Here is a 16,030-nt window from a genome sequence, read left to right on the forward strand (position 1 = left end):
GATAACAATACAATTATTAACAAGGCGTTATTCCAAACCCTTAACTATGTAAAAAAATCAGACACTAATTTACACGCTAGCTATTGAATAAGTGCCCAATGACTTAGGGAACATTATTGATATGTACTTCATGAGAAAATACATATTTCTCGTCCTCTTTAGTAAACTGCAGATTTATTTGCACTACCGCATTTCGTTTCAAAGTCGCTGGCTGATAATTAAAGACGAGGTGACCATCAACCAAATAACCGGCCATATAGTAGCGTTGCTTAAATGGAATCACCTGATCTCCATCATTAATGTCATCGTTAAAGCGTACCATCGTTACAGTATTAGCTGGGGGAACAGGCATGGTGCAATAGCTAATGGCCTCTTTTGTTATGTACAATCGTTGAGTAGGAGAATCTTCATCAAAAGTAATCTCTGTAATATTAAGAATATTAATTTTCCATGGCGTTACGCTGGTATCAATGTTATCAATTCGAAATATTTTGCCATCTTTAGAGGTATAATCATCATAAATATCATCTTTATTTAGCGGATACACAGTAACTTTATCGGTACAACCCGTAGCACTATCACATTGATAGGGATTACCATCAGCGCCATTAAAGGGGATTACCGACAGTGTTTTACTGGCAAGTTCAGGTAGAACTGGAATATCAGTATAAATAGTACTGGCAACAATGGGAGTAAATTCAATACACTGCACTCGGTCTCCATACCAAGATTGAATACGTATACTATTGGGCACTGCATTACGTAATTCTCGGCTTAACCTTTCGATAACAAATCGAGCGTTACCTATTAACTCATCACGGTTTGTGGCATTCAAATAGGTTTGTGTCGATAAGCTGATAAAGCCACTAATACCCGTAGCCATAATGCCTAAGATAATAATAACTAATACCAGCTCAATCAGAGTAAAGCCTCGGCTAGCTTTTCTACTAATGATGCTAAATTTATTTTTAAAATACATCATCAAAAGTTAGCCTTATGACTGGTAAATTCAATGGCTGTACCTAAAGGTGTGGTCACAGTTACCGTGATGCGTTTTACTAAAGTGTTTGCCAAACCTAAATCAGCACCTGCATATCTGACACTGACAGCAATAAAAAACTCGTTATAACCACCATCAAGTTCACCATCAATAGAGTTTATTTTTTCAGAAAAACCATCAAAGTCATCAACATCATTATACTGACTTCGGCTATCCTCATCTGCATCAACTCGACCTCCAAGACCATCCTCAGGACCTAAAATTGCAGTGCATGCTGGCGCATCAGTCTCACCGCAGCGTACTAGGCCACCAGCCATGTCAGAATTGTGATCAAAAGCACGACTAATAATGTCACTCATCAAACTCTGGCCAAGTTTCGACGCTTTGATTTGCAACACATTATCAGCACTTTTTTCTTCTGCTGGTGCGATTAAGGTGCTGACTATACTTAACGATATCGTTAACACGACAATGCCAACAATAAGTTCAATTAAAGTAAAACCTTGCGGAGCCCTTAACTTATTTTTGCAGTGAAGATTACTTTGATATTTATGGGAGGTCAAAAACATGAATATAACCCTCCTCTTCTATGGTAATGATTAAAGACTTCTCGCCGGGCCTGATAACATTAATTTTACAGCCGCCATCACAAGATTCAGTAGGTCGCCCCATCCAATCAAAACCGACTGTTTGTGGGTTATCTTGACCATCAATATTGAAAGTAATTTGATAACGGCTATCAACTGTATGACCGGTAGCGTCGGCTTGCCAACCAGGTAAGAATACTGGATCCGTTTGCGTACAATCAATGCGATTGGGAATGCCATAGCGACTTTCTACGTCATCAAAAACTATTTGATGACAATAGCCATCAGCGGTATTCGTTTGCTGCATGGCGCGCTGTTGAGTTAAACGCAAGGCCGAGATAAGTTGTGCTCTATGGGTATGGGCTTCATAGCTAGAAGTACCATCAAATTTTGGCGCAACTGATACCGCTAAAATCGAAATAAGGATTATTACGACAATTAATTCGATTAAAGTAAAACCTTTACTATTTACCATGTTTCTCTATTGCCTCTAGCGCTTTATCCACAGAAAGTATCAACATAACTAGCATCATAAATATCAACACAAAAAACAATCAAGTTACCAATAATAATATAGTTATTATCTTACAACACTTTAGCTATAGATTGTATACTCAGCCATCGCATTTGCCACGCCGAGCTTATTTTGTCGCTATTACCCTACTATAAATTTTTCCTCGTGCTTTATTTCATTGTCGGCATGCATGTTATTTTAGATACCCCAGGCGGTGTTGGTTTATATTATTCCTATAATGTAATTGCTTGGCTAATTACCGTAATCCTTATCTCATTAGGCCTGTGGCAAATCACTTTAAATAAGAAAATCTACTATAGCAAGATGCTATTATGGCTTAGCTTAGGCGTGGCTTGTTTGATCGTTCCGGTATTTTACCAGTTCGAATTTACCGATCATGCCATCCCACGCATTCTCGCTTTAGTTGGCGGATTACTTTTTCTGTTTTCACTTTATCAATTTCAGCTGTCAAAGCTCGTAGCCCTGCAATTACTTGCACTAATTCTACTGGCAGTAATTATTGAAGCTTGTTTTGGCCTTGTGCAGTTTTTTCTGTTCGAACAAGGATTCTGGGGTGGTTATATTGTTGGTAGTAGCCGACCACACGGGGTTTTCATTCAACCTAACGTTATGGCAAGTTTTATGGCTACCGGTTTAGTCATTGCCTTGTTTCTATCAGTTAAAAACAAGATATTTCAAAGTAAACGACTATTCACTAGTCTAATACTCGTTAGCCTATTTGTTACTAGCTTTTTACTAATATTACTGCAATCTCGTACCGGTTTTGTCGGAGCAATCGCGGTGCTTGCACTCACTGCGCCTTATATATATCAAAAGAACAAAAAGCAGTTAGTCACTAACTTTGCTGTTATCGCTATTGCCGCACTAAGCGCAACAATATGTCTTGAAAACTCTGCTATTCCTATCCGAGGTGAACAGACTTATGAAAATGTCGGCGTTCGTGATGTAATATTTATTGTTAGTGCTGATATGATCAAAACAAAGCCATTGATTGGTTACGGCTATGGTGGTTTTGAACGTAGCTTTATTGATCACTTCAACAAATACGTAATAGAGAATCCTGAGATAGGCAATACTATTACTAATTTATCTCACCCACACAATGAAGTGCTTTTTTGGGTAGTTGAAGGCGGCTTAATTGCCTTAATTGCCTTTGTATTTTTTACCATTGGTTATATTTTTACATGGCGTAAAATTCAACTACATAAAAGCTTAGCTGTATTAGCTTTAATATTTCCTTTACTGTTACATATACAGTTAGAATTTCCTTTTTATAGCAGTATTAGTCATTGGTTGGTGTTTTTAATTATGTTGTGGCTGGTAGATCGCTTTGCGCTTGCTGACGATGAAAGCTATCGAAGTATATCTTGCCCTAAAACGTTCCTAATACGTTTTTTTGCACTTTTGATTCCCAGTATTTTTATCCCGTTTTTACTAACCACATTACATACCGCTCACATATTGGTAGAACATAAAAAGAACCCTCACAGCACACAAGCATTCGAAAGGCTAAAAGATATTATTAACCCTATTGCTTGGCAAAGTCACTTAGGTGCTATTGTATTTGAGCATATTTTAATTGAGGGTTTACATGAAAAGAATGCTAACAAACTTAAACGCTACTTGTATTGGGCACTAAAACGTATCAAGCACACCCCTAGAGAAGGCCTATATTTAAATAGCTTATTAGTATTAAAAATATTAGACCAAACTGAAGCGTATCAATTATTACTCACTGAGGCTAAGCGTACCTACCCACAAAAAACAAATTGGCACACGAGTATAATACCAAGAGATAAAATTGATAAGTGATTTACTTTTCAGACTCAAGCTAGCAAGCAATTATTGCCTGGTAAACTTTGGTGTATATTCTTTATCAAAGATTCGTGATGTGATGGCAAAACAATATAATCATCAATAAGCAGCTATATTAATTTTCAATCCACATGCCACCACCCCATTGCTCAACTTGACATCAGCTCATTGCTGCAATATAAAATCAAGCAAATAACAAGTACAAAAAAGCCGAGGCTAACTCGGCTTTGATTTTATAAATACGACTTAATAGCTCAAAGAGATATTAACAATCAGTAGTAATACTCGCAATAACTGGCTTATTAAACTCATCAGCCGCATCATCATATGAAGCTACACAACCAGCAGCAGAAGTTGCTTTAGAATGTGAATAGGTTGTACCACTACCCGATGTGATATAAGTGAAGTCACCATCGATATCCATTAATGAATTTATAGATGCGGCATCAGGGTAACCATGTACAAGAGTAATAGTTTTACCCGCAATACTTATATCACCCGTAGTTTTACCAGCAACCAGTGCTTTGGCATGCGCCATATCAGCAGCTGAGTTTAGTGAGCCTTTTACCGCTTCTATGGTAGAGGCTTTAGCATCGCCAGTTAAATCAATAAATTTTGGCACGGCTGTTACCGCTAAAATACCTAGAATAACAATGACAACTACCAATTCAATTAAGGTAAAACCCTGTTGATGTGCTTTTACATTCATACTACTTTTCATGCTTTTTCCTCAATTTACGAACAAAATTAATTTAATTTAATTTAATTTAAAAAAGGTTTATCAAATCTATACCGCAGTGGATACATACGGCAATATTTTTTTTAGCCTTTACGGTTTATTATTAATATATATGATTACCGAGCTATTGGCTGGTTGATAACTAAAGCTATTGCCAACACCGGTTAACGGTGATGGTGCAAGGTAAGCGCCATTACTATCGCGTGTTAACGTCTCTTTCAAATGGTAATGACATAGAGTCGAAGCGCCACTCCCAGAGACATTGGCTAAATACCTAAAACCACCGTCATCATTTATCTCGGTAACACTACTGGCCAATAAAGGTGGCTGTTGTAATAAGCTATTCCATACTGCAATACAGTCAACTACTGCCATGGTTTTACCGTTTATACCATTACCACTATCAGTACCAACAATATAACCTGGGCTAATCGTTGGTGATGTGCTGTTGTCTTCACTGGTTAAGTAAACTATGGTGCCATCATAATTAACCAAATTGACACCGTCAGTATCTTTTGGACGAGCCTCAGCTTCCCATTGCGAACGGGCTAATGACACGCCTGTAGCAAAACCACCGGCCATAGCTTCAATATTGGCCTGCTTAGCTTGTTCAGTTAAGTCGATAAATTTAGGGATAGCGGTTGCTGCCAAAAAACCTAAAATTACGACAACAATAACTAATTCAATTAAGGTAAAGCCCGCCTGCTTAGATTTGCGAACGCCAATCTGATCATGACTATTTTGGACAATGCCTTGGTGGGAAATGCTTTTTATCATTGAGATAACCTTTTATATCAACTAATGCTTTGAGTTTTACTCGATAAGCTTTAGCTGCAAATTTATATCTTCAGCTGCCTATAAACATAATATTAACATTATGATCAGCGGCAAACCACTTTTCAATGTCGAATATAAGTAATTAGTTGGAGTACTCAATAAATTACTCTATAAACATTTTAATGCGCATTAATTATTCCGTAGAATAATTAATGTACCTGCTTAACTTTCCCTGTATCACTACGATAATCAAAAGATTGCCCATTAGCAATACTATATCGACATAAGCGACCGTTTTTAATCGTTTTATTATGAATTTCAATCGCTACCACTGGTGATTTAACCACTTGTAGTGGCATGGCTAATGTTTGCTGCCAAATTTTATGGCAAGCCAAGCTGGTATGGTCACTATCAACCCAACCCGATTTATTCACCTGAACATATTGTTTTTCTGTACTGTTTAAACGATTTAACACCACAATATCAGGCTGTTTATCCATTAACCATTGCCCATGGATAACATTGATTTTACTGGTGAAATTTTGCGCTAAGCCAACAAAAGCAATATTAGTTATTTTCTCTTGCTGGCTAAAAAAAAGATCTAATAATAACTTCATCAATACAGCAATAATGACAATAACAATCACAAACTCAATGGTTGAGCCTTGCTTTTTTTCAGCATGGTTAGGTGTTTTTTCCATAAGCTTACTGCTAACCTTGCATAGCCGAAGCCATATCCCACATTGGCGTAAAAATACCCAGCGCTAACACTAAGACCATTGCCGCAACTACCACTAATAATAACGGCTCAATTCGTGCGGTTAAGGTGGCTAAATCATAGTCAACTTCTCGCTCGTAATAATCGCCAACTTCGGCCAATAATTCGTCAACCCGACCCGTTTCTTCACCAACTGCCAACATTTGTAATACTAAGGGGGTAAATAAATTACTGGCCACAGCCGAGCGTAATAAGCTTTCACCACTTTCAATGCTCTGACGCATGGAGGCAATTTTATCCTGCATATAGCTATTATCTACCGCGTCAGCAACCAAGGTTAAGGCTGTAGTCATGGGTACGCCCGCTTTTAGCACAATGGCAAAACTATGGGAAAAACGCGCTAATATCGAGCGTTCTATAATACTGCCAATAATTGGGATTTTGATCTTACGCCTATCCCACTGATAGCGTCCTTGCTTAGTTTTTAGTGACTGCTTGATCATCCCAATAGTCAAAATGGCGGCAAGGAACATATAAAACCAATAGTTTATAAATAAGTTAGAGCTAGCAATAATGAATTGTGTCGCCAGTGGCAAGTCGGCTCCTAATCGAGAAAACATATTGGCAAAAGTTGGAATAACAAAAATATTTAAAATTACCACAGCTGCCGCTAGCGCCATCAGCACCATACTCGGATAACGTAAAGCAGCTTTAATGCGTTTACGCGTATCTAACTCTCGTTCAAGGTAGGTGGTTAACTTTAAGAAAGAGCCATCTAATTGACCGGTATTTTCACCAACATGCACCAAAGAAACAAAGAGGTGGTCAAAAATTTTTGGATGATGATTAAGTGCTGAAGAAAAGCTATAACCACCTTCAAGCTGTTTACCTATATCGGTGAGTGCTTTTTTAAGCGTTATTGAATTTGCCGATTCAACCATGCCATTAATTGCCCGTAAAATAGGCACACCAGAGCGCATTAAGGCATACATTTGCCGACAAAACACAATCAATTCTTCTAAGGAAACCCGACCATTATTGAGTAATTCAAATATATCGGTACTACCAGCACTCTTACTACCTTGCACAGAAGCAACAATAGAGATAGGCGTTATACCTTTTTTGAATAATTTATCAGCCGCCGCCGCTAAATTGACAGCATCAATACTGTCTTTTACTTGGCTACCGTTGGCATTTCGCCCTGTATAATTAAATGACGCCATTAATATCTCTATGTTCTAATATAGGTTATTGCCTAATTAATCATTGTAGTGATTAATTAATATCAATTGTTTCTACCAAACGTAACACTTCTTCTACGGTAGTGATGCCATCCACAGCATAGGCAAAAGCTGCTTGCGCTAGCGGAGTAAAACCAGGACTTTCTTTGGCTAACTTACCAAAAGCTTCACTATCATTGCGTTTTAACGCCGCCATCATGCCTTCATTCATTTCAAGTAATTCAAAAACACCGATTCGACCTTTATAACCGGTATAGTGACATGACTGACAACCTTTACCGTGCATAAACTGGCTAGTTTTAGCCTGTTCACCGGCTAAATTTGTTAGCCATAATATTTCTTGTGCATCTGCTTGGTATTCAGTTGCACAAGAGTCACATACTCTGCGAACCAAACGTTGCGCGACAACCGCCCTTAAGGCACTACCGACTAAAAATCCTGCCGCGCCCATATCGATTAAACGCAGCGCACTGGTTATGGCATCATTGGTATGCAAGGTTGATAAAACTAAATGACCCGTTATCGCGCCACGCAAGCCTATTTCAACGGTTTCCTGATCACGCATTTCGCCCACCATCATAATATCGGGATCTTGGCGTAGGGCTGATCGTAAGATTCTTGAAAAGGTTAAATCAATTTTAGTATTCACTTGTACTTGATTTATTCTCGGTAAACGGTACTCAACCGGGTCTTCAACCGTGATAATTTTTTTGCTCGCATCATTGAGCTCACTTAACGCCGCATATAAGGTCGTTGTTTTACCACTACCCGTTGGCCCAGTCACTAGCACCATACCGTGTGGTCTATGGATTTGTTGGCGGACACGTTTGACCATCTCTGCTGGCATACCCGTTTGATCCAGTGATAATAAACCGGCAGATTGATCTAATAAGCGCATGACCACCGACTCGCCGTACTGCACCGGCATGGTAGACATACGTACATCAATGTTATGGCCACTAATCTCTAAATTAAAACGACCATCTTGGGGTAAGCGCTTTTCTGAGATATCAAGGCCGGCCATCAACTTAAGTCGTAATACCATAGCCGATGCAATTTTATTTTCTTTTAGTATTTTTTCTTGTAAGACACCATCAATTCGCTGACGAATGCGCAATTGATGCTCTTCTGGCTCGATATGAATATCGGATGCACGCATTTGTACGGCATCTTCAAACACTGATTGCAGTAATTTTCCTACCGTAGCATCACCGCCTTCATCAAGGAAAGTAGTAGCGAGATCAAAGCTGGAAGATTCTTCATATTCTTCTTCTAGCTGGCTGGCAAAAGATTCAATTTCAGCGGTACGACGATATAAGCTGTCAAAGGCATCAAAAATCTGTGACTCCAACACTACCGCAAGTTCAATCCGCTTGGGGGATAACATGCGCTCTAATTGATCTAAGCCACTTAAATCTGCGGGGTCACTCATACCGAGTAATACTGAAGCGCCTCTATCTTCAATTATCAACGCCCTTAAGCGTCTAGCATGAACTTCAGGCAGTAAGCTGGCAACATTAGCAGATATCTTATGCTGTGATATATCTAAAAATGGCACATCAAGTTGCTGCGCTAAAAATTGTAATAGTTGTCTTTCAGAAAGGTAGCTAAGCTCAATTAAGGTATCACCGAGCTTTCGACCCGTTTGTTTTTGACTCGATAACGCTTGCATTAATTGCTCATTGGATATGATACGTTCATGAACCAATAGATCACCTAAGCGCATCTTTAATTTTGGAGCTGCCATAATTTGTCCTACTGTCCTATTGCCTGTATGCTTTACTTAACAAATTTTCTGTTGAAATAGATAAATCACTTTTTATTAACGCGTCTTTAACCGCTCGCGTCAATGGGCTATTCTTATCCTACAGTATCGGTGCAGCAAGTTGCCCGCAGCCTATATAAGCTTGCTTGCTACTGTGCTATTACCTGAATACGTTGTTTAACAAAATTCTCCGATGATATGGATAAATCATGGTTTTTTAATGCTGCTTTATAAGCTTTACTTGCTAAACTAAATTGACTGTTTTTATCGTACAATACCGCTAGACCCAGTTGCCAACGCCCTTTATTAGGGTACATTGTTATCAGCATTTTATAAGCTGCAATACCCGCTTCATGTTGCTGAGCATGCTGCGCGGTATTGGCCAACATAATTTGATACTGTTCATCTTTTAAGTCCGCTAACGGCTTTAAGGTGTTTAATGCGGCTATTGCCTGGCCCTGCTTTAAATAAATACGTGCTTGTATCTCACGTAAACTGCTGTCTTTACCATTAAGAGCAATACCTTGTGACAGTAAATTAATTGCCTCTTGATAGGCCTGTCGACCAAACCATAACGCCGCTAATTTTTTACGTGCTTGGCTATCACTCGGCTTGATAATAAGCACATCTTCAAGCAAGTTCTCCGCTTTCGCTATATGCTTTTCCGCTAGTGCTTTTTCAGCCAGGGCAAATTTTTGTTGCGCCAGTTCATCCGCCGACAATTGCCTACGTGACACCGACATGGTATTTGCCTGGGGTTTTGATTTAGCCTGTAAGCTAGATTTCACCTTAGCGGCACTCGCGTGTTCTAGCTCTGCTGGTGTATGTGGATGACTATGTGTATTTTTTTCGACATTAGCGTCGCTACTAACAATAATTGCTGCTCTCTTTACTGGTGTAACTTGGCTGGCACCATTATCAACAATGGCATTAGTTCTAGCGTGAGTGCCTTGCAAGGTTTGCTGCTTTACCTCCCTAGCGGGTACGGTATTTGCCGTCACTGGTTTAGCTGGCGTTATTTTTTCTGCCAGCACTTTTAACACGTTGTTTTCTATAGCTGCTACTTTTACAGGAAGTATGTTCGCAGGTGTAGTTGTTGCCGAAGATACGGTCGGCGAAGAGAGCGTTGCCACCGCTATAACTTGCGCCGCGTTTACTTTATTAGACCATTGCTCAGCTTTTAGGGCTTTATTTTCACCGACCAGTTGCCAAATATAAAAACTGGCCCAGCCAATAATTAGCACGCATAATGTGGTTAGCACAACAATTTTTATCGGTGACTGGACCTGTGTATGCTGAATAGGCGGTGCAGTAAGTGCCCCTGAGTCAGGACTTCGTTGCTGCAAATCGTTTAACATCTGATTAATAACACTCATGATTTAACCACCAAGGTATAATAAGCCACTATCAAGGCTGCAGATAAAGCCAAACAGGAAAAAGCCAACACGTTTTTCTTTGATTTCACGTCGATACTTTCAGTATCTTTTACTGCGGCTTGAAGTAATTTCACCGTCATTTTGTAGTGTCCTTGACCATAAGCAAGCATTAACATTTTATGGCATAACACATTAACCAAGCGTGGTATGCCTTGACTCACGCGGGAAATTTTTTTGCAAATTGCCACGGGAAAGAGTTCTGCGCCTTTATAACCCGCAACCACTAATCTGTGTTGAATATATTGCTGTACTTCATTAGCATTCATCGGCCTTAATTTATAAGAAAAGGTAATGCGTTGCCTTAATTGTCTAAATTCGGTTTTGGCTAAACGCTGATCAAGCTCAGGTTGCGCGAATAAAACCACCTGTAATAATTTACGTGTCTCTGTCTCTAAATTGGTAAATAGTCTCAGTGCTTCTAAGCTATCTTCCGGTAGCGCTTGTGCTTCATCAAGTATCAGCACAACCGAATGCCCTTGGCTATGTAACTCTAATAAGCGCGTTTGAATACGCTGAGTCAGTAATTGCAGTGACATACGTTGTGCTTGTTTAACGCCAAGTTCAACGGCAACCGCTCGCCTTAATTCATCCGGATTCAAATAGGGATTAGGAATATACGCCGTGATGAAATGCTCAGGTATTTCATTGAGTAGCTTTCGGCATAACAATGTTTTGCCGGTACCAACTTCGCCCACCACCTTTATAAAGCCTTCTCCGGTCTTCAGCGCGGTAAAAATCACCGCTAGGGCTTCATTATGTGGCGCCAATGGTAAATAAAAATTTGTATTAGGAGTGAGAGTAAAAGGTAACTCTCCTAAGCCAAAATGATATAAATACATAGCAATTCTACTAATTAAGTCAAGTTAAACAAATAAGCACTTAGGCTTAATTATTTAACTTGGTAGCATCTTTTTGTGCTAGTTGGCAAACATCATGGCTTCTGGCATATTCCGCATCGGCACATTGTGTTTGGCATACTGGTGTTAACTCACCTTCAGCCGATAACTCACATGTTTCAAGCTCTTCTGGAAACCATTTTGTTAGCAAGTTCCGAGCAACTTGTAGTTGATTTTTCCAAGTATCTTGGCCCACTACCGTAGCTGTCAACATGATAACTAATTCACGTTTTTGCATTTTTTGCGATTTACTTTTAAATAGCTCACCGAAGAAAGGTATATCACCTAAGAAAGGCGTTTTTGACTCGATATCAACTTTATAGGTTTCAATTAAACCACCAATAATCACCACTTCACCCGATTGAGCGCGAATAATAGTATCTGACTCTCGAACTCTACTTCGCGCCAAGGGCAGGATTAGTACTTCACTACCAATTTGAATGACTTTATTTTGCTCTTCAGTAATAGTTACCGAAGAATGCACATGTAATATAACGCTACCATTTTCACTAATTTGTGGTGTTACATCGAGGGCTATGCCCGAGAAAAAGGGTGTTAACTCAACTTCGGGTGTTGTGGTAGTTGAGGTACCCGTGGTGATAGTGCTGGAAACTTCAGTGACGAAATATTCATCTTCACCCACTTTAATCACTGCTTTTTGGTTGTTGGTCACCGTGATCCGTGGACTTGAAAGAACTTGCACATTACCTTGTGTTTGTAAAAGCTCGATCACACCGGAAAAATCACTGCCATTGGTGTGCTTACTAAAGGCCAGACGACTAACACCACCAATAGTATTAGAGATAACATTACCAATAATATTACCCGTGGTTGAATAGATCAGTTCAGCACTGCCGACTTGATCGAGTATTTTCCCCCACTTGATCCCCTGTTGGTACTCATCATTAAGGGTTACTTCCATTATTTTCGCTTCAATGATCACTTGGCGATGTAAGTGGCTTTCAGTCGCTTTGATAAATTTCTTCACCGCTTTGATTTCTTTTGGAAAAGCACGGACAGTCACTAGGCCGGCTTGTGGAGAAATAATGACTGAGCGACCATTGCCGGTACCGACAAAAGCAGTGAGGGATTCTTTTATTTCAGCCCAAAAATCAGATTCATTTTCAGTATAGACATTGACACCACTACTTTGATTATTAGAGCTGCTATTGCGGTTATTACTACTACTATTATTGCTGTTATTATTACTGTTATTGCCGCTGTTAGGATCATTTTCAGAAACACCACCGGAATTGATGGTGGTACTAGAGGAACCAAAACGTTTAAGAAATAAATAATTTAAGGCCATGGTTTCGGTGCGTATTCCTGGCGGAAATACCTTGACTATGTTGCCCGTACGAATGATTTCATAGCCATAGACATCCTCAACTACGGTTAATGCCTCAGTTAAGGTGACATTATTCAAACTGAGTGAAATTTGGCCAACCACATCTGGATGAATAACGATGTTATAGCGCGAGCCTCTCACTATCGCTTGAAAGAAATCTTTGGCATCAACTTCAGTGGCCGTAATCTCCAAACGTTTTTCCGCCAACATCCCTTGCTTAGCTTGGTTTATATCATTAAACATTAGCTCTTGCTGGACAGAATTTGGCACTAGCGTTAATGGCTTAGGAGCATTAAAGGCTTTAGCTTGTTTGATAGCTATATCAAGATCTTCTTTTAATTCGATGGGATCTCTAGGCACGGTTTGACAGCCCACTAGCACAAAGCATAACGCTGACAAGGCAATTTTTATTTTTGTTGTTGTTTTTTTCATAGGGGGGCTTGTAGTTATCATTAGTTAATTACCGTATTTTCTATGACTTTACTTTTAAAACCGGTTTTTTTAAAAATATTAATTTTTAATCGCTTAGTTTTACTGCGCAATATCACACTGTGACTATTAATTGCCGTGATACGATACTCGCCAACATAGTCAAACATGCTATAGATTTTGCCATTGATTACGGCGGTATGAATACCATCACCATGAATAATCGAACTTAATAAAAAGCCACCATCACGTTTTAACTGATGATTAGTACCCGAGCCACTTACGCCAAATGGACGAGTAGGATCAATATCAGCAGCTAGGCTAATCGGAGCAGTCATTACCATGACCATTAAGCCGCTGGTTAATATTAAATGCTTAGACACCAATAAACTCCTTATTTAAGCCCAAACTATAAATGGTTATCTCTACTTCACTGCGTGGGTACTCTTTTACTTCAAATTGAAAGTCTTGCCAAAAAAACTTCCACGATAGTTGTTCTAATTTTCGTAAATAATTGCGCAACTGAAAATATTCACCTGACAACTTAATTTTCATCGCATGTTTATATAAATTTAAACCCAGTTGTTCCGCTGTTGGTGACTGTCTGCCAGCAGTAGCGTTTTGTTGTTGGCTCGATAAATCTAATAAAGGTTGCGCACCAATCAATTCAAAAGACAGCAAGGATACCCCTGGCTCTAACTTAAGCAATTTGAACAGGGCGGCACGCATTTCACTTGGGCTAATTAAATCAGTCGTTAAATGCACTAAGCGGTTATCAATTTTGGCCAGTTTACCTTCAAGTCTGCTGATTTGTTTAGCAATATCTTTATCAGGATCTTGTTTTAGTGCGGTTTGGTATTCTTTGATAGTAAAGTTAAGACTTTGATTACCTGACTTCATCACTCGGCTTTGCTTATCAAAGGTAATAATTCTAGCGTTTTTATCATCAATAAATAAGTATGAGATAATAAAGAATATCGCCACAAGGCCAGTTAACAGTAATAGAAACTGTTCTCGACTGGTTAGCTGCAGAAATTTTTCACTCATATTTTGCCATTGTTGCTGCATTAGCTTTTACCCTTCTTCGCCATTGAGCTGACCACAAACTCGGTAATATTTTGCTCATTCTGTGTCAGTTTAAAATGGACAAACGCCTTGCCAGATAATAAACGCGATTGTTTAAAGCCAGCCAACCAGGCAGGCACAGCTTGAGGGTTTCGGGCTAGACCAGTAAAACTCATATCGGTAGCATTAATGCTAATAGTTTGTAAGCGAATATCTTTATGGTGCATGGCTGACAGATCATTCATTGCCATAACAAAGCCACCGGCAAAAGTCTCATTTGAGTCAGTGAGTTTGGCTAACAGTGCCCCTTTATGCTGCATCACTAATTTTATTGTGCTGAGATTTTGTGTTAAAGCGGCTGAGACTTGCCTATTTTGTACTTCTTTAGCCAAGCTATTGGCAAGCTGCGTTTGTTGTTGCTGCTCTTTTAATAAATCATCATATATTGCCGCCGACTGACTATAGTTTATTTCAGTAACAACGGCCCAAATAACCATCATTAATAATAAGCCTAGCCAAGCACCCGCCATTCTGGATAATGACAACAAGGGTTGCTCTGGAAACAGCTCAGCTTGTAATAAATTAATACTATGTTTAGCTGTCATGACGCACTCCCGCTAAAACGTCGGTTTCGGCTATGGTTTCGCTAGTGTCCGTAATGTTTTCTAGGCTAGCGCCTATTGCCGCGGCAAAAGCTCGATACTGATGATATGGCTGGGGTAATTCAAGTAAACTCACCGGTACAGCAGAATTTTCTGCTAGCTTTTCAACAAAGACAGCCTCCAACTCGATGGGTAATAACACTTTAATTTCCTTGATAGGCGCTTGTTTTAGCTGACGCTCAAAATAATCTGTCGAGCGTTGAATCTCTAAGCTGATATCATCAATAAGTGAAAAAGATAATTCATCCACTGCTTTACTGCCAATTTGAGCAAAGCCCCGTAGACGGCGTTGAAAAAAGATTTGTTTTTGTTTAACTATTAATAAAACAATTTCTTCATTGGGCTGCTGGCACACTAATAACACCGCTTCATTTTGTGACGCTAATAAATTGGCAAAAGCAAATTCTTGGGTAGTAATAGCAGTGACCTTTACCTTACCTTGCTCAGTTGCTGCCAGTAATTTTTTCAGTTCATCTAACGGAGCACAGACAACATTAATTTTTTCTTTGCCACCGGCAAGCAGTGGTGCATCATAATAATCTAACACCATGTTATCCGGTGAAATACTGACTAAATCTTTAATTTGCCATTTTAATGCACTGTGTATTTCGCTAGCAGACAAGCTAGGTTTATCCACTTGTACTACTTGTGATTGTGCTTCGTTAAGCACTAAGGTGGCACTGCCCTCAAGTTCGTAATTTTTATGTAGTGTTTGAATGGCTTGTGAAAAGTTAGCTGAACTGGCCTTTTCATGGTGAAAAAGTACTTTAGCCGTTTTATTATTGTTGTCAGCGTTATCAGCATGTTGTTGAGGAATTGAGCACAAGGAGACACCCTGCTGCTGAAAAGCAATACCCAGACGCTGACTTGAAATTTTCTTTGAAAAGAACTGTTTAATTTTCGTTAAAATTGACATTTATCGGCAATATCGCATATAGCTAAAATCATTTTTAATGTTACCCTTTGTTACACCTTTAGAGCAAGCTTTACTGCTATCTTTTAGCTAAGTATATTAGT

The 16,030-nt window shown here is 39.2% G+C and carries 16 protein-coding genes; 1 reads left to right on the forward strand and 15 read right to left on the reverse strand.

The window, feature by feature from the left end; all coding sequences use genetic code 11:
• Nucleotides 1–103: 103 nt before the first annotated feature.
• The 3 genes from CMT41_RS16000 to CMT41_RS16010 are packed head-to-tail and all read right to left on the reverse strand — an operon-like array spanning nt 104 to nt 2,062.
• Complete coding sequence (locus tag CMT41_RS16000; protein WP_058027816.1) at nt 104–982, reverse strand: PilW family protein; 879 nt, start codon at nt 980–982, stop codon at nt 104–106.
• Nucleotides 982–1,569, reverse strand: coding sequence for a type IV pilus modification PilV family protein (locus tag CMT41_RS16005; protein ID WP_058027817.1), 588 nt, complete (start codon nt 1,567–1,569; stop codon nt 982–984). Before CMT41_RS16005 ends, CMT41_RS16000 begins: the two co-directional genes overlap by 1 nt.
• Nucleotides 1,550–2,062: a prepilin-type N-terminal cleavage/methylation domain-containing protein gene (locus tag CMT41_RS16010; protein ID WP_058027818.1), complete on the reverse strand. Its 513-nt coding sequence runs from the start codon at nt 2,060–2,062 to the stop codon at nt 1,550–1,552. Before CMT41_RS16010 ends, CMT41_RS16005 begins: the two co-directional genes overlap by 20 nt.
• Before the next feature lie 204 nt (nt 2,063–2,266).
• On the opposite strand from CMT41_RS16010, the gene CMT41_RS16015 reads away from it, so the two are divergent.
• Complete coding sequence (locus tag CMT41_RS16015) at nt 2,267–3,934, forward strand: PglL family O-oligosaccharyltransferase (RefSeq protein WP_157466389.1); 1,668 nt, start codon at nt 2,267–2,269, stop codon at nt 3,932–3,934.
• Between the two features lie 268 nt (nt 3,935–4,202).
• On the opposite strand, the gene CMT41_RS19780 is transcribed toward CMT41_RS16015, so the two are convergent.
• The 12 genes from CMT41_RS19780 to CMT41_RS16075 form a co-directional block, all read right to left on the reverse strand.
• A complete protein-coding gene (locus tag CMT41_RS19780; RefSeq protein ID WP_058027820.1) occupies nt 4,203–4,658 on the reverse strand; it encodes a type II secretion system protein in 456 nt (151 codons plus the stop codon).
• A 108-nt stretch (nt 4,659–4,766) separates the two neighbouring features.
• Nucleotides 4,767–5,453 carry a type II secretion system protein gene (locus CMT41_RS16025; RefSeq protein ID WP_057182651.1) on the reverse strand — a complete coding sequence of 229 codons (687 nt, stop codon included), beginning with the start codon at nt 5,451–5,453 and terminating at the stop codon, nt 4,767–4,769.
• A gap of 209 nt (nt 5,454–5,662) precedes the next feature.
• Nucleotides 5,663–6,154, reverse strand: a complete 492-nt coding sequence (locus CMT41_RS16030; protein ID WP_057182652.1) for a hypothetical protein — start codon at nt 6,152–6,154, stop codon at nt 5,663–5,665.
• Nucleotides 6,155–6,164: 10 nt separating this feature from the next.
• On the reverse strand, nt 6,165–7,394 hold the full coding sequence (locus CMT41_RS16035; RefSeq protein ID WP_057182654.1) for a type II secretion system F family protein: 1,230 nt from the start codon (nt 7,392–7,394) through the stop codon (nt 6,165–6,167).
• Between the two features lie 52 nt (nt 7,395–7,446).
• Nucleotides 7,447–9,159: a GspE/PulE family protein gene (locus CMT41_RS16040; RefSeq protein ID WP_057182656.1), complete on the reverse strand. Its 1,713-nt coding sequence runs from the start codon at nt 9,157–9,159 to the stop codon at nt 7,447–7,449.
• A 167-nt stretch (nt 9,160–9,326) separates the two neighbouring features.
• Nucleotides 9,327–10,553 (reverse strand): tetratricopeptide repeat protein, encoded by a 1,227-nt coding sequence (locus tag CMT41_RS16045; RefSeq protein WP_058027821.1) that lies wholly within the window; start codon nt 10,551–10,553, stop codon nt 9,327–9,329.
• Nucleotides 10,550–11,452 (reverse strand): ExeA family protein, encoded by a 903-nt coding sequence (locus CMT41_RS16050; protein ID WP_058027822.1) that lies wholly within the window; start codon nt 11,450–11,452, stop codon nt 10,550–10,552. Before CMT41_RS16050 ends, CMT41_RS16045 begins: the two co-directional genes overlap by 4 nt.
• Before the next feature lie 46 nt (nt 11,453–11,498).
• Complete coding sequence (gene mshL, locus CMT41_RS16055; protein ID WP_231733090.1) at nt 11,499–13,289, reverse strand: pilus (MSHA type) biogenesis protein MshL; 1,791 nt, start codon at nt 13,287–13,289, stop codon at nt 11,499–11,501.
• 20 nt (nt 13,290–13,309) lie between these two features.
• Nucleotides 13,310–13,669, reverse strand: coding sequence for a hypothetical protein (locus CMT41_RS16060; protein ID WP_231733091.1), 360 nt, complete (start codon nt 13,667–13,669; stop codon nt 13,310–13,312).
• A complete protein-coding gene (locus CMT41_RS16065; protein WP_057182664.1) occupies nt 13,662–14,354 on the reverse strand; it encodes a hypothetical protein in 693 nt (230 codons plus the stop codon). The genes CMT41_RS16060 and CMT41_RS16065 overlap by 8 nt, the downstream gene beginning before the upstream one ends.
• Entirely contained in the window at nt 14,354–14,956 is a 603-nt protein-coding gene (locus CMT41_RS16070; RefSeq protein ID WP_057182666.1) for a PilN domain-containing protein, read from the reverse strand. The genes CMT41_RS16065 and CMT41_RS16070 overlap by 1 nt, the downstream gene beginning before the upstream one ends.
• Nucleotides 14,946–15,929, reverse strand: a complete 984-nt coding sequence (locus CMT41_RS16075; protein WP_058027823.1) for a hypothetical protein — start codon at nt 15,927–15,929, stop codon at nt 14,946–14,948. The genes CMT41_RS16070 and CMT41_RS16075 overlap by 11 nt, the downstream gene beginning before the upstream one ends.
• Nucleotides 15,930–16,030 lie beyond the last annotated feature (101 nt).

The sequence above is a fragment of the Colwellia sp. MT41 genome (assembly GCF_001444365.1).
GTDB lineage: Bacteria > Pseudomonadota > Gammaproteobacteria > Enterobacterales > Alteromonadaceae > Colwellia > Colwellia marinimaniae.

Coding starts and splice junctions, on each gene's coding strand:
- CMT41_RS16000 (WP_058027816.1), bottom strand. CDS start 982: ATGATGTATTTTAAAAATAAATTTAGCATCATTAGTAGAAAAGCTAGC.
- CMT41_RS16005 (WP_058027817.1), bottom strand. CDS start 1,569: ATGTTTTTGACCTCCCATAAATATCAAAGTAATCTTCACTGCAAAAAT.
- CMT41_RS16010 (WP_058027818.1), bottom strand. CDS start 2,062: ATGGTAAATAGTAAAGGTTTTACTTTAATCGAATTAATTGTCGTAATA.
- CMT41_RS19780 (WP_058027820.1), bottom strand. CDS start 4,658: ATGAAAAGTAGTATGAATGTAAAAGCACATCAACAGGGTTTTACCTTA.
- CMT41_RS16025 (WP_057182651.1), bottom strand. CDS start 5,453: ATGATAAAAAGCATTTCCCACCAAGGCATTGTCCAAAATAGTCATGAT.
- CMT41_RS16030 (WP_057182652.1), bottom strand. CDS start 6,154: ATGGAAAAAACACCTAACCATGCTGAAAAAAAGCAAGGCTCAACCATT.
- CMT41_RS16035 (WP_057182654.1), bottom strand. CDS start 7,394: ATGGCGTCATTTAATTATACAGGGCGAAATGCCAACGGTAGCCAAGTA.
- CMT41_RS16040 (WP_057182656.1), bottom strand. CDS start 9,159: ATGGCAGCTCCAAAATTAAAGATGCGCTTAGGTGATCTATTGGTTCAT.
- CMT41_RS16045 (WP_058027821.1), bottom strand. CDS start 10,553: ATGAGTGTTATTAATCAGATGTTAAACGATTTGCAGCAACGAAGTCCT.
- CMT41_RS16050 (WP_058027822.1), bottom strand. CDS start 11,452: ATGTATTTATATCATTTTGGCTTAGGAGAGTTACCTTTTACTCTCACT.
- mshL (WP_231733090.1), bottom strand. CDS start 13,289: ATGAAAAAAACAACAACAAAAATAAAAATTGCCTTGTCAGCGTTATGC.
- CMT41_RS16065 (WP_057182664.1), bottom strand. CDS start 14,354: ATGCAGCAACAATGGCAAAATATGAGTGAAAAATTTCTGCAGCTAACC.
- CMT41_RS16070 (WP_057182666.1), bottom strand. CDS start 14,956: ATGACAGCTAAACATAGTATTAATTTATTACAAGCTGAGCTGTTTCCA.
- CMT41_RS16075 (WP_058027823.1), bottom strand. CDS start 15,929: ATGTCAATTTTAACGAAAATTAAACAGTTCTTTTCAAAGAAAATTTCA.